16 protein-coding genes, 1 tRNA gene and 3 pseudogenes are annotated in these 20,744 nt (G+C 36.5%); 9 read left to right on the top strand and 11 right to left on the bottom strand.

Features of this window, described 5'->3' with window-relative positions:
- Positions 1-135 precede the first annotated feature (135 nt).
- Complete coding sequence (flgE, locus tag JJQ98_RS02740; protein ID WP_151104875.1) at positions 136-2,379, top strand: flagellar hook protein FlgE; 2,244 nt, start codon at positions 136-138, stop codon at positions 2,377-2,379.
- 159 nt (positions 2,380-2,538) lie between these two features.
- On the opposite strand, the gene JJQ98_RS02735 is transcribed toward flgE, so the two are convergent.
- Entirely contained in the window at positions 2,539-3,102 is a 564-nt protein-coding gene (locus tag JJQ98_RS02735) for a Crp/Fnr family transcriptional regulator (RefSeq protein WP_040499872.1), read from the bottom strand.
- Between the two features lie 105 nt (positions 3,103-3,207).
- Between JJQ98_RS02735 and JJQ98_RS02730 the strand changes: the two genes are divergently transcribed.
- Both JJQ98_RS02730 and JJQ98_RS02725 read left to right on the top strand, forming a co-directional pair.
- Positions 3,208-3,648, top strand: coding sequence for a copper resistance protein CopD (locus tag JJQ98_RS02730; protein ID WP_065828683.1), 441 nt, complete (start codon positions 3,208-3,210; stop codon positions 3,646-3,648).
- 9 nt (positions 3,649-3,657) lie between these two features.
- Entirely contained in the window at positions 3,658-4,041 is a 384-nt protein-coding gene (locus JJQ98_RS02725; RefSeq protein WP_054198081.1) for a group III truncated hemoglobin, read from the top strand.
- Between the two features lie 290 nt (positions 4,042-4,331).
- On the opposite strand, the gene queC is transcribed toward JJQ98_RS02725, so the two are convergent.
- From queC to JJQ98_RS02705, 4 genes are all read right to left on the bottom strand, one after another.
- Positions 4,332-5,003, bottom strand: a complete 672-nt coding sequence (gene queC / locus JJQ98_RS02720) for a 7-cyano-7-deazaguanine synthase QueC (protein ID WP_151104874.1) — start codon at positions 5,001-5,003, stop codon at positions 4,332-4,334.
- Positions 5,004-5,089: 86 nt separating this feature from the next.
- Positions 5,090-5,737: a LutC/YkgG family protein gene (locus JJQ98_RS02715; protein WP_065830009.1), complete on the bottom strand. Its 648-nt coding sequence runs from the start codon at positions 5,735-5,737 to the stop codon at positions 5,090-5,092.
- The gene (locus tag JJQ98_RS02710; protein ID WP_151104873.1) at positions 5,730-7,169 is read right to left on the bottom strand and encodes a LutB/LldF family L-lactate oxidation iron-sulfur protein; all 1,440 of its coding nucleotides are present in this window, start codon (positions 7,167-7,169) and stop codon (positions 5,730-5,732) included. Before JJQ98_RS02710 ends, JJQ98_RS02715 begins: the two co-directional genes overlap by 8 nt.
- Positions 7,170-7,179: 10 nt before the next feature.
- Positions 7,180-7,905, bottom strand: coding sequence for a (Fe-S)-binding protein (locus JJQ98_RS02705; protein ID WP_151104872.1), 726 nt, complete (start codon positions 7,903-7,905; stop codon positions 7,180-7,182).
- Positions 7,906-8,154: 249 nt separating this feature from the next.
- On the opposite strand from JJQ98_RS02705, the gene JJQ98_RS02700 reads away from it, so the two are divergent.
- On the top strand, positions 8,155-9,789 hold the full coding sequence (locus JJQ98_RS02700; protein WP_005021913.1) for a lactate permease LctP family transporter: 1,635 nt from the start codon (positions 8,155-8,157) through the stop codon (positions 9,787-9,789).
- Between the two features lie 48 nt (positions 9,790-9,837).
- On the opposite strand, the gene JJQ98_RS02695 is transcribed toward JJQ98_RS02700, so the two are convergent.
- Positions 9,838-10,536 (bottom strand): MBL fold metallo-hydrolase, encoded by a 699-nt coding sequence (locus JJQ98_RS02695; RefSeq protein WP_104719527.1) that lies wholly within the window; start codon positions 10,534-10,536, stop codon positions 9,838-9,840.
- Positions 10,537-10,626: 90 nt separating this feature from the next.
- Between JJQ98_RS02695 and JJQ98_RS02690 the strand changes: the two genes are divergently transcribed.
- Positions 10,627-11,715: a deoxyguanosinetriphosphate triphosphohydrolase family protein gene (locus JJQ98_RS02690; RefSeq protein ID WP_054195333.1), complete on the top strand. Its 1,089-nt coding sequence runs from the start codon at positions 10,627-10,629 to the stop codon at positions 11,713-11,715.
- A gap of 718 nt (positions 11,716-12,433) precedes the next feature.
- Here the strand turns inward: JJQ98_RS02690 and JJQ98_RS02685 are convergent.
- From JJQ98_RS02685 to moaA, 5 genes and pseudogenes are all read right to left on the bottom strand, one after another.
- Positions 12,434-13,198: a complement resistance protein TraT gene (locus JJQ98_RS02685; RefSeq protein ID WP_054195331.1), complete on the bottom strand. Its 765-nt coding sequence runs from the start codon at positions 13,196-13,198 to the stop codon at positions 12,434-12,436.
- Between the two features lie 141 nt (positions 13,199-13,339).
- Positions 13,340-13,777 carry a Dps family protein gene (locus JJQ98_RS02680; protein ID WP_065826467.1) on the bottom strand — a complete coding sequence of 146 codons (438 nt, stop codon included), beginning with the start codon at positions 13,775-13,777 and terminating at the stop codon, positions 13,340-13,342.
- 102 nt (positions 13,778-13,879) lie between these two features.
- Positions 13,880-14,244: pseudogene (locus JJQ98_RS02675) on the bottom strand (diacylglycerol kinase).
- A gap of 14 nt (positions 14,245-14,258) precedes the next feature.
- A pseudogene (locus JJQ98_RS02670) lies at positions 14,259-15,680 on the bottom strand (phosphoethanolamine transferase).
- A 111-nt stretch (positions 15,681-15,791) separates the two neighbouring features.
- Positions 15,792-16,757 carry a GTP 3',8-cyclase MoaA gene (gene moaA, locus JJQ98_RS02665; protein ID WP_151104871.1) on the bottom strand — a complete coding sequence of 322 codons (966 nt, stop codon included), beginning with the start codon at positions 16,755-16,757 and terminating at the stop codon, positions 15,792-15,794.
- A 102-nt stretch (positions 16,758-16,859) separates the two neighbouring features.
- Here moaA and JJQ98_RS02660 point away from each other — a divergent pair, with 102 nt between their 5' ends.
- From JJQ98_RS02660 to JJQ98_RS02645, 4 genes and pseudogenes are all read left to right on the top strand, one after another.
- Complete coding sequence (locus JJQ98_RS02660) at positions 16,860-17,423, top strand: molybdenum cofactor guanylyltransferase (RefSeq protein WP_199770030.1); 564 nt, start codon at positions 16,860-16,862, stop codon at positions 17,421-17,423.
- Positions 17,416-18,480, top strand: coding sequence for a flagellar biosynthesis protein FlhB (gene flhB, locus JJQ98_RS02655; RefSeq protein ID WP_054195327.1), 1,065 nt, complete (start codon positions 17,416-17,418; stop codon positions 18,478-18,480). Before JJQ98_RS02660 ends, flhB begins: the two co-directional genes overlap by 8 nt.
- 112 nt (positions 18,481-18,592) lie before the next feature.
- A tRNA-Sec gene (locus JJQ98_RS02650) sits at positions 18,593-18,691 on the top strand.
- A 153-nt stretch (positions 18,692-18,844) separates the two neighbouring features.
- Positions 18,845-20,744 (top strand): annotated as a pseudogene (locus JJQ98_RS02645) (hypothetical protein); the annotation flags it as partial.

Below are 20,744 nucleotides of genomic sequence, written 5' to 3'. Positions count from 1 at the left end.
GCTTCAAATTATTTCAATTCCTTTAGCTTTGCAAAATCATTAAGCCATTAAATTACTTACCAAAATGTATGATTATCAAAAGTGGAATAATATTTGCTTTACATAAAACAAATATTTCTTAATAAAGGATTACAAATGCTAAGATCTTTATGGTCAGGTGTAAGCGGTATGCAAGCTCATCAAGTCGCTCTTGATGTTGAATCAAACAATATTGCAAATGTTAATACCAATGGTTTTAAATATTCTCGTGCAGATTTTTCTACAATGGTTAGCCAAACCAAACGCTCAGCTACGATTCCTTATGCAGGATATGGAGGAGTGAATGATTATTCTGTTGGACTTGGAACGGGGATTGAAACTACTACAAAAGTATTCTCACAAGGTTCTTTGCAAAACACCGATAGAAAAGCCGATTTAGCCCTAGAGGGCAATGGTATGTTTGTTGTAAGCAACAATGGTGGTTTTACTAATATGTATACAAGAGATGGTGCATTTAGTTTTGATGCAGTAGGAAATCTTGTAACAACAAGCGGTTATATTGTGCAAGGTTGGGTAAGAGACTTATCTCAACTTAATTGTAATTGCGGAAGTGGAAATATCAACCGCGTAGATTCCACAGGACCTGTTGGAAATATCACAATCGATCCTCGCCTTACTATCCCAGCAAAAGCCACTTCAAGCGTAACAGGAAATATCAACCTCACAAGCGGAACCAAAACAGAAAACACAACTTGTCCAAGTCCGCTTGATACTGCAGCGGATAATAACTATATCGCTGGAGGATTAGATAGAATCTATGATACTACCGACAAACAAATCGAAGTTGCTCAAGATATGGGGGTAATGTTTAATGATGCGGGTGAAGCCTTGCAACTCCAAGAAGGACAAGGGATTTGGGTAAGCTACCAAACTGCTACCACAGAACCATTACAAATTGATGCAACCCATAATGGAACTTCAAGCATTACGATTAATGGAGTAACTATCACATGGACAAATGACCCAAATACTTCAGGATCTTCCAACCTCTTAGCTGCTCAAGTAGCAATTAACAATTTCAAAGACACCACAGGGGTAGAAGCTCTCACAAGAGGGGATACACTTATTTTGCAAAACACCAACCAACTGGATGGAGATGGAAGCAATAAAAATATCCGCGTTACAGGTAGAAGTGGTGCTGCACTAGGATTTGGTGAAAACCCCAATCAACTTGATAGTGCTGTTACAGTTACTACAGCTTTTAAATACACTTACACACTCCAAACCGATGCTGATTCTACTTCTGGACAATTTAGAACGACAGAAGATTTGCGTGCGTTATTGCAACAAGATGCTAATAAAGTCAAAGAGTTTGGCGGAGATTCTGCTGCAGCTGCTAATGGTATGCAAGGTGCAGGTGCAACATTCCTCCAAAGTAACTACACTGTAAGCGTTAAACTAAATAGCACAGGGCAATTTGAAATCAACAACAAAGATGATGGAGTAAATGTAGCAAATGGCGTGCAAGGTGCAGCCTTTGATAATCTCAATATCTTTGTTTCAGCATACAATGACGATTTAACCACCACCAATGTGCTTTTCAAAAACCAAATGAAAGCAATGAATACAGGTGTTTTGGTAGAAGGTGGAAATGTAACAAGCACAGCGGGCTTACGAATGGCAACTTACGCACAAACACTTGATATTTATGATAGTTTGGGGAATAAGCATGAATTTTCTATTGAATTTACCAAAGTTGCTAGCAATCAATGGGATTGGCGTATCATCGTGCCAGAGCCAGCAGAAATTATCGGTGCAAGCGCACAAAGACCTAATATCTTAGAGGGCGGAAGCGTAACCTTTGGGGAGCAAGGGGAGATTCTAGGATTTAACCCTTCTACCATTCAATTTAAACCCAATAATGGAGCGGCATTCCCACAAAGCATTGATTTAGACTTTGGGACAAGCGGAGGATATGACGGACTAACAAGCACCGCAGCAGAATCTCAAGCTAATAAAGTTACGGGTGATGGTTATGCCTCTGGCATGCTACAAGATTTCTATTTTGATGCCACAGGGACAATGATAGGGAAGTTTGACAATGGGCAAAATCTTGCTTTAGCTCAAGTAGCAGTAGCAACCTTTGCTAACTATGAAGGTTTGCAAGAATCTGGAAGCAACCTCTACTCCGAATCACCAAACTCTGGTCAAGCAACTATCGGAACTGCAGGGACAGGGGGAAGAGCAAATATTCAAGCTTCTAAACTAGAGATGAGTAACACCGACTTAAGCCGCGGTTTAACACAACTCATCGTAGTGCAAAGAGGTTTCCAAGCAAGCTCCAAATCCATTACGACTTCTGACCAGATTCTAAACACTCTTCTTGGATTGAAACAATAATAATCCAAATGCCCTTTGGGGCATTAATGAATTTATAGAAGTATAAATCCACTTGATAAACCCTCCAAAATTACAAATCTTTTAATAACCACAGCAACGAAATTCCAAAAACTATTATGTGGTACCAAATCTCACTTTATCGGTTTTGATTTTGCCTCATCAAACTATGATGATTTTCCCTTTTTGTGTTTTGATGAAACCTGCGTTTTTAAGCTCTTTTAGGATTCTTGAAAGTGATTCTGGGCTTGTATTGAGTTTTTGTGCGATTTGTCTTTGGGTGAGCTTTTGTAATTCTTCTTTGTTTTCTAACGCAAACTTTTTAACTCTTTCTTTGAGGCTTTGAGAGTTTTTTGAAATGTGATTTTCCAAAATTTTGATTTTTTGACAAAGGGAGGCAATAAAAGGGAGACAAAAATCCACATTCCCTATGCACTGCTTTTTAAAAATTTCTAAATCAATCTCTAATATTTCACATTCATTCATACAAACTGCACTTGCAGGATATGGAATCTGCAAAAAACTAGGCATTTCAGCGATAAAATTAAGAGGTTCTATATAATGCAAAGTTTCTTCTTTGTTTTGTGTGGTTTTATAGATTCTTACCTTTCCTTTTAAAATTACTAAAATTTTCTTAGGAATCTCCCCTTCAAAAAATAAAATTTCATTTTTGTTATAAAAGCGTTTATAGCCAAGCCCATAAAGCATTTTAAAATAATCTTGCATTTCCAAAATCCTAACCATTTTCTTGAAGTATAGCAAAACTTAACATATATCAATATTTATTTTTATGGCTTATGCTATCCTTTTGCTAAATTTTAAAGGATTCTTATGGATATGCTTTACCCTTATTTTTTAACAATACACTTGATTTGCGCTATTATTTTTTTGGGTTTTATCTTTGTTGATGTAGTGCTATTAACCCCCATTAGAAAGATTCTAGGCGATGAATTTGCTAACCAAATGTGGAGTGTGATTAGCAAGAGAGGGGGCAAAATTATGCCTTTTTGTTTGCTTGTTTTGGTGCTTAGTGGTGGGGCAATGATAAGTCGGTATATAGGAAGTGAAATAGGATATTGGAATACAACTTTGCAACAACTTCTAGTGATAAAAGCCTTTTTGGCTTTGTTGATTTTCTTTGCGGTGCTTGTTTCGCTCACTTTTCATTATCTTTTAAAAAAGTCAAATCCGCTAGCAAAGATTATTCATCCTCTAGCATTGATTTTGGGGCTTTTTATTGTGATTTTAGCAAAATTCGCATTTTATTTATAAGGAGATTTTATGCAATATCAAGAAATTTGCACAGAAGCAATCAATCAATTAATGGATATTTTCTATGCAAAGATTCGCGTAGATAAAAATGGGCTTGGCGAGATTTTTAACAATGCTATTGGCACAAGCGATATAGAGTGGGAGGCACACAAGAAAAAGATTGCAAACTTTTGGCAGGGAATGTTGCTTGGAAGTGGAGACTATAAAGGACAGCCCCTCAAAGCACATTTGGATTTACCCCCCTTTCCTAGAGAGTTTTTTAGCCTTTGGCTTAGTTTGTTTGAAGAATGTTTAAACAAAATCTTTTCCCCTAAAATTGCAAATGAAATCTTGCAAAAAGCACAGATGATAGCAGAGAGATTCCAATATATGCTCTATGAAAGTGGGCATTAGCGCTAAAGTGGTGGTAAATTTACCTCAATCTATCCTTTGGAATTAAAGGATTAGGGATTTAAGGGCAGTGTTCCGCTTCTATTGCATTAACCCCACAATAAATGCCCTTGTCCTCTTAGAAATTTTGGAATTTTGCCATTGCAAGAATCGATTAAAAATATGGCAATCCACAATTCAAATCACATTTGATTTGGCTATGTGGCTACCCTTTGTATTATTTAATTTATGGATTACTTTGCTTACAATGACGCAGTAGAATCTTGCAATTTCGCTCTCATCAAAATTCTAAATTATTCATACTTGATAGGATCTTTCATCCCTGCAAGTTCAAACCCCCTCAAGCGTAGCTTGCAACTCTCACACACTCCACAGGCTTTATTTTCATTTTGATAGCAGCTCCAAGTGAGGTGCAAAGGTGCTTCTAACTCTATCCCTTTTTGCACGATTTCTTTCTTGCTTAAATGGATTAGTGGAGTTAGAATCTCCACTTCATTTTTTGGAGATAAGCCGACCTTGAGCAAATCATTGAATTTTTGATAAAAAATCTCTCTACAATCAGGATACCCGCTAGAATCCTCTTCCACAGCACCAATATAGATTTTCTTCGCCCCGATAACCTCCGCCCAACTCACCGCAATAGAAATCATATTAGCATTTCTAAAAGGCACATAGGTTGAGGGAATCGCACCCTTAGCACTTGGAATCGTATCCTCTTCAATAGGCATTGAAGAATCCACAAGCGAGGAACCTCCAATTTGCCGTAGATAGCTAATATCTACAATCAGCTTTTGTGTGATTCCATAGAAATCTGCAATATCGCTAAATGCCCTATCTTCACGGTTTTGCGTCCTTTGTCCATAATTAATATGCAAAAGACAAACCTCATAACCATCCTTTAATGCACAAGCAATACTCACGCAACTATCAAGCCCACCACTTGCTAGAACAATCGCCTTATCCATTTTCTCCCGATTCTATAAATAAACACAATTTTGATTCTAAATCAATTCTCAAAAGAGCAATTCAAAGCTCTTAGCCTTGAATCATTCTAATACACCACCACATACACCACGCGTGGTCCATGCACGCCAAACACCGTTTGTAGCTCAATATCTGCTGTTCGTGAAGGTCCTGCTACAAAAATGATATTTGTAGGCAGGATTTCCTTGCCACTTCGCTCTCTCTCATAGGCTTTGATAGATTCTATCCCTGCATAGAGATTTTCGACGATAGTTTCTTTTTTCAAAAGATAAATGCAATTATTGGTGATGAGTGAAGAGAGACGTGGAGCATTTGGGTTAGCACTTAAGCCCACGATTCCTAGATTTGCCACACCACAGCGCGCCTCCACGATAGAGGTATCAATCCCAAAAAGTTCCTCACGAGCCAAATCTACACTTTGTGTGTAGGGGATTAGCTTAGATTCCACACCTGTAAGCTCTAGCTTCACATCGGTATTATATAGCACTTGTTTTGCTTGCACTTCTTTGAGAATCTGCTCTATGGTAGATTCTAGACTATCCACGCTAGATTCACGCACGATTGCTTTATTGTTGGTTTGGTTAAGTTTGTATTCTTCCAAAAGCTCTGCGTGTGTGTAGTTCATAGGATTAGCATAATGCACCTTGGGGCTAGGAATATGTGTGTTTGCCTTAAGAGAATCTCGCACGCGTCCTAAAATTTCACTTTTACTCATAAATCACTCCTTGCATTTGGGATACTTTTTTGTGGAGATTGCCGCTAATTTGTGGAAACTCGCGGTATTTCACCCAAGATTTTAGCAATGGCACAAAGGGTGCAAACACCTTGCCAAGTGGTGCGAAAATCCCTGCCATAGTAAGCACAAACCGCCATTTGCTAGGATTTGTCGCTAGACTTGCAAATTGTCGCATTGCTTTTATTTCAGCTGGATTTTGCGTGCTAGAATCTGTCCCTACCACGCTTTTACGCCCCTGCCCCACACGCTCACTACGCAAATCCCTAATGAGTTCAGCAAGTGGGATTTTTACCGGGCATACTTCGCTACACCGCCCACAGAGTGAGCAAAGATCAAGCATAGGGCTAAATTTGTTTAGCCCAAAGATTTGTGGAGAGATTACCTCGCCAATAGGTCCGGGATATGTGCTTAGATAAGCGTGTCCGCCGATTTTGTCATACACCGGGCAGTGGTTTAGACAAGTGCCGCAGCGAATACAGCTAAGCGCGCGATAATAATGTGAATCGCTAAGCATTTGGGAGCGGTTGTTGTCTAATAGAATAATATGCACTTCTTTGGGTCCATCAAGTTCGCCCTCTTTGCGTGGAGAAGTGATGATATTATTGTAGCAAGTTACCGGTGCACCAGTGGCAGAGGGGATAAGCAGGGCATTAAGCGTGGAAGCATCTTCAAAGCTTTCAATGACTTTTTCTATCCCACAAAACGCGATATGAATATCGCACGCCGTGGTGCTCATACGCCCATTACCCTCATTTTCTAAGAGCCATATCGCCCCTTCATTAGCGATGGCAAAATTCACCCCACTAAGCCCAAGCCTAAATTCCTTAAACTCTTTGCGTAAATGCACACGCGCAATTTCATTGAGTTTTTCAGGCTCGGATTCTAGTGGTGCGCCAAGCTTTTGGTGAAAAATCTCGCCAATTTGGTAGCGGTTTTTGTGAATCGCTGGGGCGACGATATGCACGGGCGGCTCATCGATAAGCTGGATAATAATCTCGCCTAGATCCGTCTCAATTGGCTCTAGCCCTTTTTGCTTCAAAAACGCATTGAGGTGGGTTTCCTCACTCGCCATTGACTTGCCTTTGAGAATCTTTGTAATGCCATTTTTTTGCATCACTTCAAGCACGATTTGGTTGGCTTCCTCGCTGTTTTTTGCCCAATGCACGATAAAGCCATTTTTGAGGGCATTAGATTCAAACTCTTCTAGTAGGCTATCAAGCTTAGAGAGGTTTTTTTGCTTAATCTCTTTGCCCTTTTGACGCAACGCCTCCCAATCCAAAAATCGCGTAGAAATGAGTTTTTTGCGATTGCCTTTAAGCGTGTCCATCACGCTTAGGAGGTTTTTGCGAAGTTGTGCGTCCTCTAGTTTGGTATGCACGATATCGTGGTATTGCTGTTTGATACTGCTCATATTTCCCTCCTTATAGTCCGATTCGCTGTGCTAAGAAATCATAGAGGTGCATAGGTTTGACATTCACACCTTGCTTTTTCATCGCACCAGAGATATTGAGCAGACACCCAGAATCTGCACTCAAAATATACTCCACGCCCCTTGAGGCAATATCCTGCACTTTTTGAGTAACCATAGCATTAGAGATTTCAGGCTCTTTGACGCTAAAAGTCCCGCCAAAGCCACAGCATTCTTCCTCGCGTTCTAGCTCGATAAGCTCGACATTGCTAAGGCTTCTGATGAGATTTTTTGCAGAATCTATACATTTGGCTGTCCGCAGCGCGTGGCAGTTGCTATGCCAAGTAACCTTAGTAGGTGCGCCCTTATCTTCATAACGCACCTTTAGCACTTTGTCCAAAAACTCGCTAAGCTCGTAGATTCTGCTACTAAATTCTCGCGCTTGAGATTCATGCTCACTTCCTTCAAAAAGCTCGATATAATCGACTTTCATCATTCCTGTGCAAGAACCACTAGGTAGGATAATAGGCTCATTGCCTTTAAAAAGATTCATATTATGGAGGGCGATTTTTTTGGTCTCCTCATAATACCCAGAGTTAAAGCTAGGCTGTCCGCAACAAGTTTGGTCTTTTTTGAAGATAACTTGCACGCCTTCTTTTTGCAAAAGCTTTATGCTATTGACACAGGTATCGGCAAACGCTGCTGCACCGATACAGGTCGAGAAAAAATACACTTTCAAGATTGGCTCCTTCTTACAAATTAAAAACTTAATTCACTTAAAAATCTATCACAAAATACATATTTTCCCATTAAAACACATCAATAAGTCCAAAAAATTTTTACCCTACAAAGAAAATTTGTAACACTTTTTGTAACATTTTAGGTTAAAAATAATTTCATTTTTACAAAACTATACATATTTTCAAAAATATTTTTTATAATGAATTTGACACAAAAGTCAATTCACTAAATTTATCTAGGAGTTTGAATGGAATGGACACAGGTTTATAATCCGCTTAATAGCCTTTGGCTAAGTGCATTGGTAGCGTTTTTACCCATTGCACTCTTTTTTGTATCTTTAGTTATTTTTAAAACCAAAGGACATACAGCGGGAGCTTTAACTGTTATTTTGGCGGCTATTATTGCAGTATTTTTCTATGGTATGCCATTTGACAAAATGCTTTTTAGTTTCGTATATGGTGCATTATATGGAATTTGGCCTATTGCGTGGATTATTGTTGCAGCAATTTTCCTCTATAAGCTTACGGTAAAATCGGGATATTTTGATATTTTACGCGAATCCATCATTGCTATCACGCCCGATCAAAGATTACAAGTTATTCTTATAGGTTTCTGTTTTGGGGCATTTTTGGAAGGTGCGATTGGATTTGGTGGTCCTGTTGCTATTACTGCTGCATTGCTTGTTGGTATGGGCTTAAAACCTCTCTATGCAGCGGGATTATGCTTGATTGCAAACACAGCACCTGTGGCATTTGGTGCTGTTGGAATTCCAATTATCGCTATGGCAGGAGTTGTTGGCGTCCCTGCGATTGAAATTTCATCTGTTGCTGGGCATATGCTTCCTCCACTATCACTTTTTGTACCATTCTTTTTAGTATTCCTAATGGACGGCTTTAAAGGCGTAAAAGAAACTTGGCCAGCACTTTTTGTGGCAGGATTTAGCTTTGCTGTGGTGCAATATTTAACTGCAACACATCTAGGACCAGAATTACCCGATATTGCTTCAGCGGTTGTATCTATCGCAGCAACAACTATTTTCTTAAAATTTTGGAAGCCAAAAAATACTTTCAAATTTGATGAAGAAGTGGGCGGCAAACAAACTATTGAAGCCAAACAATATTCTGCCTCTCAAATCACACTTGCATGGTTGCCTTTTGTTATTTTGATTGCAATGATTATTATTTGGACACAAGGTTGGTTCAAAGAAGCGTTAGCCTTTACTACATTGAAATTTAACTTTGATAGCCTAATGGGACTTATCCAAGTGCCACCAGCTGTTAATGAAGCAAAGGCAGTTAATTCTGTTTTCTCATTACCGCTTGTTTTAAATGCAGGGACTTCAATTTTCATCACCGCATTAATCACAATGGCACTCTTAAAAGTCAAAGTTTCTACTGCTGTAGCGACTTTTGGAGAAACTTTAAATGAAATGAAATTCGCACTTCTCACTATTGCTTTGGTTGTTGGTTTTGCATATATTTCAAATTATAGTGGTTTATCTGCAACCCTTGCTTTAGCTCTAGCACAAACCGGCGATGCTTTTGCATTTTTCTCACCCATTGTTGGTTGGCTTGGAGTATTCCTAACTGGTAGTGATACAAGTTCAAACCTTCTTTTTGGGACATTACAACAGCTCACAGCTAGACAACTTGATATACCTGAAGTGTTATTCTTAGCTGCAAACTCTGTAGGTGGAGTTGTGGGCAAAATGATCTCTCCACAAAGTATCGCGATTGCTTGTGCAGCGGTAGGATTAGTCGGCAAAGAATCTGATCTCTTTAGATTTACCGTAAAATATTCTATTGTATTTGTAATTGGTATTGGTATTTTCACTTATGCATTAGCATTTATCTTCCCAGATTTAATTCCAATGTCCAAATAATTCTACTCCCCCCTTTTGGGGGCTAGAATCTTTATTTTGCTTTTAACATTAGATTCTCATAAGCCAATAAGGAATATTAGCCTGCTCTTGTTTAATACTTGTTTGTTTGCCATGTCCGGGAAATACAGGCATATCTTCATCATTTTCCAAAAAAGCTTCCAAACTAGCTTTCATTGTCGCACTATCTGAATAAGGAAAATCGCTTCTACCAATTGAACGATAAAAAATAAAGTCCCCACTAAACATAGTTTTTTGTTTTGATTTTTTATGGGATATTATTATCACACTACACCCCGGAGTATGTCCGGGATAGCACACAAATTTTACTTCAAAATCTCCAAAATAGTAATTATTTTCTCTTTTTAAATTTGCAGTATTAGCAGTTGATTCTATAGGGGATTCATCTGCTTTGGCACCCACTAAAATATCGGCTTTTGATTCTGTTAAACCTGTGCTAAAACAATCACTTTTTAGCATAAAAGCATCTTCTAAAGGACACAATAATGGAGTATTAGGCAACTTTTCTTTTAATTCTGCATTACTCCAAACATGATCAAAATGCCCATGAGTATTGAGAATCGCTAAGGGATTCTTTGCATTTTCTAGCACCCATTGACTTGCACCAATACCCGGATCTATTATCAAAGATTCTTCTTTTTCTTTAGATAATACAAGATAACAATTTGTCTGATACTCTCCAAAAGGTTTTGCAACAACCTTATAAAATTCATCTTCAAAAACTATCATAGAAATTCCTTAAAATATTTTTGAAAATCTTAGCACAAATGTATGGTAAAATACTCGCATTTAAGCTAAAATCTAAGGCAAAGGTTTATAATGAATCCACACCATCGCTTTTTTCAAGTTAATCCAGACTTTAGAAATCCCTTTAGAAGAGATAGAGATAGGATTATCCATAGTTCTTATTTTAGGCGATTAGAGTATAAGACACAAGTATTTTTAAATCAAAGTGGAGATTATTTTCGCACAAGGCTTACTCACTCGCTAGAAGTAAGTCAAATTGCAAGAACACTTGCTGATCATTTAGGATTAGATGAAAATTTGGCTGAAGCTATCGCTCTAGCTCATGATTTGGGGCATACTCCTTTTGGGCATGCAGGCGGTGATGAACTTGATAAAATTATGAGGCACTATGGATACCATTGCGGATTTGACCACAATTTCCAATCTTTTAGAGTTGTTACAAGCCTAGAGAAGCGATACAAAGAATTTGATGGCTTAAATCTCACTTTTGCCACGCTAGAAGGGATATTAAAACATTCCTATCCCTATGAAAAAGTCTTTTTAAATCAATGGCATAAAGATACTTTTAAACCAGAATTTCACCCAAGCTTAGAAGCAATCATTGTGGATTTGTCCGATGAGATTGCCTATATTAGCCACGATATTGATGATGGGGTAAAATATGGTTTGATTAATTTTGAAATTTTACAAGAGAGCAAAATTGTTCAAGATTGCCTTAATTATGTCCAAGAAAAAGAAAAAATCAGCCCAAATGATTCGATTTTCCGCTACCGCTTCACTTCAAGATTAATCACAATTTTGGTTTATGATATTATCCAAAACAACAAACCAATTCAAAGTTCCACGCAACATTTCAAATACAATGCAAAAGATTCTTTGCCTATTAGCCACACACAAGAAATGCAAAGGGAAATTAAGATTCTAAAGAAAATCCTCTTTAAGAATCTCTACCGCCACGAGGAAATTTCACGAAAAATGTTTATGGGCAAAAGATGTGTAAGGAAACTCTATGAATGCCTCAATAATGATGTCAATCTTCTCCCCAAAGAAATGCAAAAAAAGATAGAAAATGGGGCTAAGATTCACCGCATTTGTGCGGACTATATCGCCTCTATGACTGATAGATATGCTATTGCACTTTATCATGAGTTGGGGTTTTAATTCCAAGCTTTAAAAATCCTTGCCCTTGCCATAAACTCCCCCAAAAAGACTAAAACAAAAGCCAAAAATGCATTTGGCAAACACATCAATCTTTTTTAGAATTTGTGATATAATTTTCTATCCATTTGGCAAGATGGATAGAAATGAATGCGTTGAAATCCATTATGGACTTCTTGTATTTGGTTTGGCTCAGTCTCTTTGGAGGCTGGGCTTTTTTTTGGCTATTAAGTTGGGTGTGGGGAGGAAACCGTAAATAAGAAGTCCATAATGGATTTCAACGCATTCATTGCAATTATTTCTTTGCTTATTACTCTCTTTAGAGAAGAAGTGAGAAATTTTCTTTTTAGGAAAAAGGAATAATTGCCTAACTCTTGCTTTAAGGCCACAAGGATTTGCCACCCTTGTGGTAATTATCACCTCAATCAATCATCCCTCTTTCTCTTCTATCGTTACGATACTGCCCAACATGATTTTGCATTAATGCAATCTTTATAAAACATCATAGCAAAATAAACCAGCCGATGATAAAAGCAGTCAGCACGCCAACAATTTACAATACCAAAATCAAGCTTTTCACCAAACCACTAACACTAAACCCTATAATCAACCACCAAGCAAAATGCCCCAACTAGCAAACTAAGCACAATGGCAATCAGTCTTAAAGTGGCATTTATTTGATTTCAATCCTTTTGCTAATACCCTTTATACTAGCAGTATCTTAAAAGATTCCACTAATTTGCGTAGCGATTTTATCCTCTAGCACCGGGATTGCTTCATCAATATTCAAATTTAACTTGCTTGCTTCTGCTAGGAGTGTTGTTTGCTTCTCTGAATATTCGCCTGTATAAATTTGCTCATTGTAATTTGTCCTATTATCACTTAGCCTTCCACCACCTTGAGTATTGCCAAGTTCTCCACCAAAACTATTAAGCAGCCCTGCTCTTCTACCATCATTTACATTAGCTTGCCTTGAAGCAGAAGAATTCGTATTGATTGTGCCACCTTTAATTTTTTGTCTAATATTAATATCAACTTGCATTTGAAATACCGTATCTTCTGTCAATTTACCAGCCAAAGCACCAAGTGCAGCACCTGCCAATCCACCAACTACAGCCCCTGTTGCTGAATTATGATTATATGCCCCTACTCCGACACCTGCCATACCGCCTACTACTCCAGCTCCAACAGCATTATTTTCTTGCTTAATATCACAATACAAAACATTAGCTTGTAAAATGAAATTTGCCTTTTGTGGATCATCTACTATCGTATAGCCCTTACTCTGAAGCAAGGCAATAATTTTTGGTTGCAAATTAATATTCTGCCCACTTGTGTTTCGCATCGCAATAAAAATCGTCTGTTCAGATTTCGCCACAGGGTCGATAAACACACTTTGGGACATTGTTGCTTTAGTTTGCATTGTCGTAGTCAAACAGCCACTGAGCGCAAAAACACACAATAAGGGTAATATCAACTTCTTCATTTATTGAATCCTTATTCAAATTTATACTTTAATTGAATTTTACTCAAAATTAATAAAATCTTTGTTAATTTTTATTGAAAGATAGATATAAGATAAATTTTAAAATAAAAGCAAATTTTTGGATTCCGAAGAATCCAAATTTTATGCAAGTTGTGCTTTTAGCATCCAAATTGCCTTTTCAAGATTTGCCACTTTCTCATCTGCTAGAGCAATTGTTGCTTTGTCATTAGCTTCATTTGCAGTATCTGAAAGCTCTCTAAAGGCATTGAGGAAATATTCATATTCAGGCAAAATAGCTTTAATAATAGTCTTTGAATCAAAGCTAGTAGCACTTTCTTCTTTGATTTTAGCCGCTGCTAACATATCTTTCATTGTTACATAGGGTTTATCTCCGATTTGCAATACACGCTCTGCTACATCATCCATCAAATCCGCCATATCATCATACATTCCTTCTAACGCCTTATGGGTTGGGTGAAAATCCATACCTGTAACATTCCAGTGATAATTGTGTAATTTAATATAAAAAACTGCACTATCTGCTTGAATTTGTTTAAGTTGTTGGACAATTTTACTCATTTCGTCTCCTTTTGGTTTTAATATTCTAGTATTATACTCTTTTGTTTTCAAAAAAGCTAATGGAATTATACATAATAATTCTTAAAAGAAAATAATTATTATTTAAAATATTTTATTATAATTATCAAAAAGTATCCACCCCCAAACAAAAATCGCCAAAATTACACTAAAAAACACTCCAGCAGAAGCACAATCTTTAGCTATTTTGGCTTGTTTATACCAGTTATCTACACTCAAATCAACACACGCTTCTATGGCTGTATTAAAACTATCTGCAATAAAAATCATAAGCAAAACAGAGACTAGCAACAAATGCTCAACCAAAGAAACCGGTAGAAAAAAACTGCAAATTATTGCAGGAATGATTATTCCAAACTCTATTTTAAAAGACATTTCATTTTTTAAAAGTATCGATATCCCTCAAGTGCATATTTTGCGTTTTTAAAAAGATGATATTTTGGCTTCATATTATTTCTCCATTTTAATTACTCAATAAATCCAAAGTAGAATCATAAATAGGTGTTTTTACTTTAAAATATCCCAAAATTGTATGAAAAATATTATCATGCGAGAATTCCAAATCTTTTTTGCCATCTAATTTTTTCATCAACTGCCCATCATTACTCCAAAACATCATTGGGACATGCGTTTGCTCTTTTGGTGCTAGTGGATAGGGCATACCATGCAAATAGATTCCATTTTCCCCCAAACTTTCTCCATGGTCTGAAATATAAAACAAAGCACTTTGGTAATCCTGCTTTTGTTTCAATAAAGCAATGATTTTAGAGAGGATAAAATCCGTATAAAGCAATGTATTATCATAGGTATTCACCAAAGATTTTTGGGAGCATTTTTCTAATTGATTGGTTTGACAAGTAGGCTTGAATCTCTCAAATTCTTGTGGATATCGCTTATAATAAGAGGGTCCATGAGAACCTTGTATATGCAGCACAATAAGTTGTTGATTTTTTGGTTTTTGTAGCCTTTTTTCAAGCTCTTTTAAAAGCACCTCATCATAATCCTCTTTCAACCAAACGACATCATCTAGCCTCGCACAAACCCCTTTACATCCGCCGGTATTGTTACTAAGCCACGATATGCCCCCCCCCCCCTCTGACAACACATCTAACACATTTTGTTGGTATTCACTGCTAGAATATTCACTTCTTTTAGAAAAAGAAAACATGCAAGGTAGAGAAATAGCAGTTGCTGTCCCACAAGAAGAAACTTGCGAAAAATAAATCATCGATTCTTGTTTAGTAAAAAAATTTGTATCATTTTTAGAATAACCACCAAGAGAATAATTCGCAGCTCTTGCGGTTTCTCCCACTACCATAACAAGCAGTCTTTTATTAGCATCTTCTATTTTAACCTCTTTGGTAAGGACTTTAAATTCCTGTTTGGCTATTAGATTTTTTGGTAATAGCGGAGCAAGGCATAAAATTGATAAAAGGGCGTATTATAAAGTCGAATTTGATTGTGTGTGCGGAAAAATGGAACATAAATTTTGGCAAAAGGCAAAAAACAAGCCACAAACAATACCAAAGCCACCGCAATGCTAGAAGTCCTAAACAAAATTTGCCTCTTTAATGGAGCATAAACAATGTTTATTTTAGCAATCAACCAGCCAAAAACAATAACCAGTAAAAACACCGCTATCAATCTCCAATTAAGCAATTCTAAAACTTCTTTTGAATCTGTTTCTGTTACATTTTAATCATATCAGAATCAATTAAAACCCCATAAAAATAATCATAAAAAATTTGGTGAGATATTTCACAAAAAGCAAGGCAAAAATAATATACACCAAACAAAAATAAGCCACCACAAGCAATAAAGTTGCTAGAAAATTGCTTGATGAAAGATTATTATAAACATACTCAAATGCCCTATAATTAAGCATTGTAATAACTATTGCATTCAACAAAGTAAAAGCAAACCAAGAAACACTCAAACTTGTCTTTTTAATTTATTTCATAAACTCTCCTAATTTTTATTTTGATGGACTATAAGATTAACCGCCTGTTTTATAAAATGCTCTTGTAGAAACCATATTTTCATTCCAATCATTTTTCTCTGGCTTAGTTTGGATACACAAATTCAGCTTACTTAGAATCTCATCAGCATTGCCACGCAACATAGCCTCTTTGATATCCACTGCGTTTTCATGGTATAAACAAGGCACGAGCTTGCCTTCACTATTTAAGCGGATTCTATTGCAGGTTTTACAAAAATCATCATTATGGGGAGCTATGATTCCAAACATATAAGAATTTTTACTAGGTATTTCAAACAAAGTTGCTGGTCCAAAAATATCTTTTTTTAGTAGATTATAAGAATATTTTGTCCCAATCTTAGCAAGAATCTCATCACTTCTAAGCCCTTGTGTGCCATTTTTTGCATGTGTATTTTCCATAAACTCAATAAAACGCACTCCAATGCCAAGCCCCATTCCATATTCCAAAATATCCACAATTTCATCTTCATTAATATTTTTGAGTGGCACCATATTAAGCTTAATCAAAAACCTTTCTTTATGGGCTTTTTCTATGCCAAGCAGAATCTTCTCTAACCCATCTCGCTTAGAAATACAAACAATTTTTTCTTTTTTCAAAGAATCCAAAGAAATATTAATGCGTTTCAAACCAGCTTGCTTTAAATCCTTTGCAATAGGAGCCAAAAGATAAGCATTAGTTGTTAATGCTATGTCAATATTTGGACTATATTCATAAATCTTACCAATAAAATCCACAATCCCTTTTCTCAATAATGGCTCCCCGCCTGTGATGCGGATTTTTTTCACCCCCTCATCAATAGCAACTTTAATGAAGTTTAATACACCCTCCAAAGGCACATCATCTTCTTCCCTGCCCAAATCCATAGGAGTGTTTGGCATACAATAGACACAACGAAAATTACACCTTTCTGTAACGCTTATACGAATATAATCTATTGTGCGTCCAAAACTATCAACTAGCAAATGTTCTCCTAAATTCTAAAGATTTCTTTGCAATCATACCCAAGAAAAGCAAAAAAAGCTATAATTCTATTTTTAAGTATTTATTCGGTTTAAGGCAAAGAGTTGGAAATTGAAAATTGTATCATTTTGTGTGGTGGCAAAAGCTCAAGAATGGGCAAGAAAAAGGAAACTTTGGATTTTTTTGGACAAAGTTTAGCTGATTTTCAAGCAAACAAAATGCAAAAAATTTTTAAAAAAGTTTATTTTTCTAGCAAAACTGCTATCCAAAATTCTTACAAGATTCCAACTATTTTAGATTCTAGTGCTGAATTTGCCGCTATTTTTGGATTAGAAAGTTCTCTCAAAACGCTCTCTCAAAGTCTCTTTGTAGTTAGCATTGATTCTCCCTTTCTTACCCAACAAAGCATTGCCAAACTCCAAGAATCTTATCAAAAAACAAAAAAATCCACTTTTGCCAAAAACAAAAAAATTCACCCTTTGCTTGGAATCTATACTTATGATTCTTTAATTCCCATACAAAAACAAATCTCCCAAAAAAACTATCGCTTAATGGAGCTATTAGGGATTATAGGGACAAATTTCATAGAAATCGAAGAATCTCAAACCCAAAACCTCAATACCCCTTATGATTATTTACAAGCAACACAAGGCTTTTTAAATGGCTGATGAAGAAAAAACCGAAGCCCCCTCCGCCCGTAAAATTGAAAAAGCACGGGAAGAGGGAAATGTCCTAAAAAGCCCTGATGTCAATGCCTTTTTGGGATTAGTAGTTGGTCTTGTTTTGATTTTTTTGTGTTTTAATTTTTGGGTTGATGGCATTAGCAATATTTTTTTTCAAATTTATAATTCATTCAACCAAGATTTAACGCGTTCTGATGCAATTTCTATCACCATTTCTTTAACTTTCCAAATCCTTTATTTACTCGCACCTATTTTTGGTGCATTAGTTTTAACTGGGATTGTTGCAAACATTTCTCAAAGTGGATTCTTGCTTACCACAAAAGCTATTCAACCCAAACTACAAAAGCTTAATTTCATCACCGGCATAAAAAATATCATCTCTCTTAAAAAATTGCTCGATGGCTTTTTGATTACTTTTAAAGTGATGACTGCATTTATCATTGCATTTTTTGTTTTTTTGGGCTTTATGAAAGAGCTAACCACCGTTTCTTTATTCCCCATTGGGGATCAAATGATTTGGCTAAAGGACAAAGCCCTTATACTCATTGCAATACTTCTAGCCTTTTTCTTAGTAATGGCAATCACAGATTACCTCATCAAACGCTATCAATACTTCAAATCTTTGCGTATGAGCAAACAAGAAGTCAAAGATGAATTCAAAAACCAAGAAGGGGATCAACAAATCAAAGGCAAAATCCGCTCTTTAATGTTTCAAGCAGCCAAAAAGCGTATGATGCAAAATATTCCTAGTGCCGATGTTGTTGTTACCAACCCTACGCATTATGCTGTGGCTTTACGCTATGATTCTACCAAAGAAAGAGCACCAAGAGTTTTGGCAAAAGGCGTGGATTTTCTTGCTCAAAGAATCAAAGATATAGCCAAAGAGCACGAGATTCCAATCATCGAGAATCCTCCACTAGCAAGAGCGCTTTATAAAGATGTTGATATTGACAAAGAAATACCAGAAACCCTCTATCAAGCAATGGTTGAAGTCCTCATTAAAGTCCAACAAATCAATGATGAAAGAAAAAAGGCATCTTAATAACTTAATCTTAGAAATATTTCACGCTTGATTTGAGAAATTCTACGCATTTTTAATTCATAGTCAAGTAAAAATTAAGTAAAATTACACTAGATTCAAAAATTTAATTTTTGGAGGGTATATGTCACTGGTGGGCATCATGGGCTTCAAACCCATTTGAGCGAATAGGTGTCTATTTGCTGGGGAGTTCGATTCTCTCACCCTCTCGCCATTATTGAATATTTTTTAAGGAATCAACATTAAAGCAAATTTTTTAAAAATTAATCAAAAAACACTTATTATTGCAACCCTTATAATACTCGGATTTTTATCAATTATTGGTAAATTTGGCTGGCTTGGGAGTCTTGGCATTTCTTATGCAAATTTGCATTTTTATTTATTTGGCTATCTTGGTTATATTTGGCTTTTTTGGTTAGCCTATTTAGTTTCCAAACACCAAAAGACAACCCCGCGTTTGATAGAAAAAATACTCGGAGCGACTATCGGCGCACTTGCTTTTTTGGTGCTTCAAGGTGTATTTATCAAAGATTCTGGATTCTTTAGCACTGCCTTTGTGAGCATATTACAACCCCTAATTACTCCAACTGGAACTTTCATTCTTGCTTTATTTTTATTCTTATTAAGCATAATGCTTTATCGCAACAAATCTATAAAAGAGCTTCTTTTTAACTTCAAAAAAGAAATCAAACAAGACCTAGAGCAAACCAAAATAGACAAAGAAAAGTTTCAACAAAAAAACAAAAATATCTTACTATCCATCAAGGCTTTTTTTACTCCCCCTTCCAAAAATGCTCCACCCAAACACACTCCGCATCCCCTAACACTTGAAGAATTAGCAGAATTTAGCAAAAACTCTTCTCATGCGGACACACAAGAAAACCCCAATGAAACCCAACAAGAAGATTCAGCAAACACACAAGATGAGAACACCGAGAATCCTCACTCTAGTTTGCCACAAACCACTCAAGATACCTCTCCACACAAAATTATAAAACTCCAAAACAATGCAAATAATTCCCCACAAAAAGAAATAAAAATACGCCTTATCCCAATCAAAGAAGCCAAACAACAAGAAAATCATGATTTACGCCAATTCCAAATGGAATCTATGATGAGCCTACAAAGGCTTAAAGAATTTGACAAAAATGGCTTTTTTGCCAAAGAAGAAGAGGAAGATGAGAATCCTATTAAACTCATCAAAAAACCACAAACAGAAGAACTAACCACACAACAAACCCCAAAAAATACAACCACAGAAAATAATCTCCCTACCCAAAAAACAATCCCAGACACACCCAAAGAGCAGCCAAAACCCATTAAAGCCTATCCAAAGAATCTCTATTCCGCCAAACCCTTTAGTGCATATTACGACAAAGAACCAACAAATTCTACTCACGATTGCCTTATCCATCCCAATGCAAATATACCACAAACTATCCAGCAAGAATCTAATAATGAAATGTTAGAGATTAGAGAGGCACTCAAAGATGAGATAGACCAAATCCAAAAAAATCTCGATGAAGAGGAAATGAAAGATATTCGCTACGCCATCCAAGATGAACTCAAAAAAGCACAAGAAATGCTAGATCAAAACGCTTCTAATGAGATAGAAGAATCCATAGAAGAAGTTATTTTGGAACAAACACAATCTGATATTATTCCACAAACACCCCAAAAAACCCAAAATTTAGAGGATTCTATAGATTCTATTGAAATTTCAAAAACCCCTCAAATATCCCCAACTCATCTAGAAACCCCAAAAGAAGAAACTCCGCTTGACACACAACCCTTGCCACAACCTACACAAGAGGCAAATCTCTCTACACAAATGCACAATATTAGCTTTCCAAGCTATGGCTATGGAGATTCTTATACTGCTCCTCAACCAAGATTCAAAGCACAAGAGCCTATACAAGAAGCACCCTCCCCACAACCAAATATCTCCAAACAGCAACAAGAACTTATACAAACACTTCAAGAATCTTTAGAACAAAAAAAAGATATAACCTTGCAAATTGCCCCACAAAACCAAGAAACAATTGAAATTCAAGAACCATTCAATCCAATAGAGCTACCACAAGAAAATCCAAACAACAGCTCTACACTAGATTCTACCTCTACAATAGAAAATGTAGAAGCCGCAGAACAATCCCAACAATCCCAACAATCCCAACAATCCCAACAATCCCTAGAAAACCTAGAAAACCTAGAAAACCTAGAAAACCTAGAAAACCTAGAAAAACCTCATTCAACCCAAGTGCAAA

The sequence above is a fragment of the Helicobacter pullorum NCTC 12824 genome (genome assembly GCF_017979475.1).
Classification (GTDB): Bacteria; Campylobacterota; Campylobacteria; order Campylobacterales; family Helicobacteraceae; genus Helicobacter_D; species Helicobacter_D pullorum.
This window is presented reverse-complemented; position numbering and strand designations above follow the sequence as displayed.

What these genes read in the sequence shown, in the direction of transcription:
- flgE (WP_151104875.1), top strand. Translation starts at nt 136, where the DNA reads ATGCTAAGATCTTTATGGTCAGGTGTAAGCGGTATGCAAGCTCATCAA.
- JJQ98_RS02735 (WP_040499872.1), bottom strand. Translation starts at nt 3,102, where the DNA reads ATGCAAGATTATTTTAAAATGCTTTATGGGCTTGGCTATAAACGCTTT.
- JJQ98_RS02730 (WP_065828683.1), top strand. Translation starts at nt 3,208, where the DNA reads ATGGATATGCTTTACCCTTATTTTTTAACAATACACTTGATTTGCGCT.
- JJQ98_RS02725 (WP_054198081.1), top strand. Translation starts at nt 3,658, where the DNA reads ATGCAATATCAAGAAATTTGCACAGAAGCAATCAATCAATTAATGGAT.
- queC (WP_151104874.1), bottom strand. Translation starts at nt 5,003, where the DNA reads ATGGATAAGGCGATTGTTCTAGCAAGTGGTGGGCTTGATAGTTGCGTG.
- JJQ98_RS02715 (WP_065830009.1), bottom strand. Translation starts at nt 5,737, where the DNA reads ATGAGTAAAAGTGAAATTTTAGGACGCGTGCGAGATTCTCTTAAGGCA.
- JJQ98_RS02710 (WP_151104873.1), bottom strand. Translation starts at nt 7,169, where the DNA reads ATGAGCAGTATCAAACAGCAATACCACGATATCGTGCATACCAAACTA.
- JJQ98_RS02700 (WP_005021913.1), top strand. Translation starts at nt 8,155, where the DNA reads ATGGAATGGACACAGGTTTATAATCCGCTTAATAGCCTTTGGCTAAGT.
- JJQ98_RS02695 (WP_104719527.1), bottom strand. Translation starts at nt 10,536, where the DNA reads ATGATAGTTTTTGAAGATGAATTTTATAAGGTTGTTGCAAAACCTTTT.
- JJQ98_RS02690 (WP_054195333.1), top strand. Translation starts at nt 10,627, where the DNA reads ATGAATCCACACCATCGCTTTTTTCAAGTTAATCCAGACTTTAGAAAT.
- JJQ98_RS02685 (WP_054195331.1), bottom strand. Translation starts at nt 13,198, where the DNA reads ATGAAGAAGTTGATATTACCCTTATTGTGTGTTTTTGCGCTCAGTGGC.
- JJQ98_RS02680 (WP_065826467.1), bottom strand. Translation starts at nt 13,777, where the DNA reads ATGAGTAAAATTGTCCAACAACTTAAACAAATTCAAGCAGATAGTGCA.
- flhB (WP_054195327.1), top strand. Translation starts at nt 17,416, where the DNA reads ATGGCTGATGAAGAAAAAACCGAAGCCCCCTCCGCCCGTAAAATTGAA.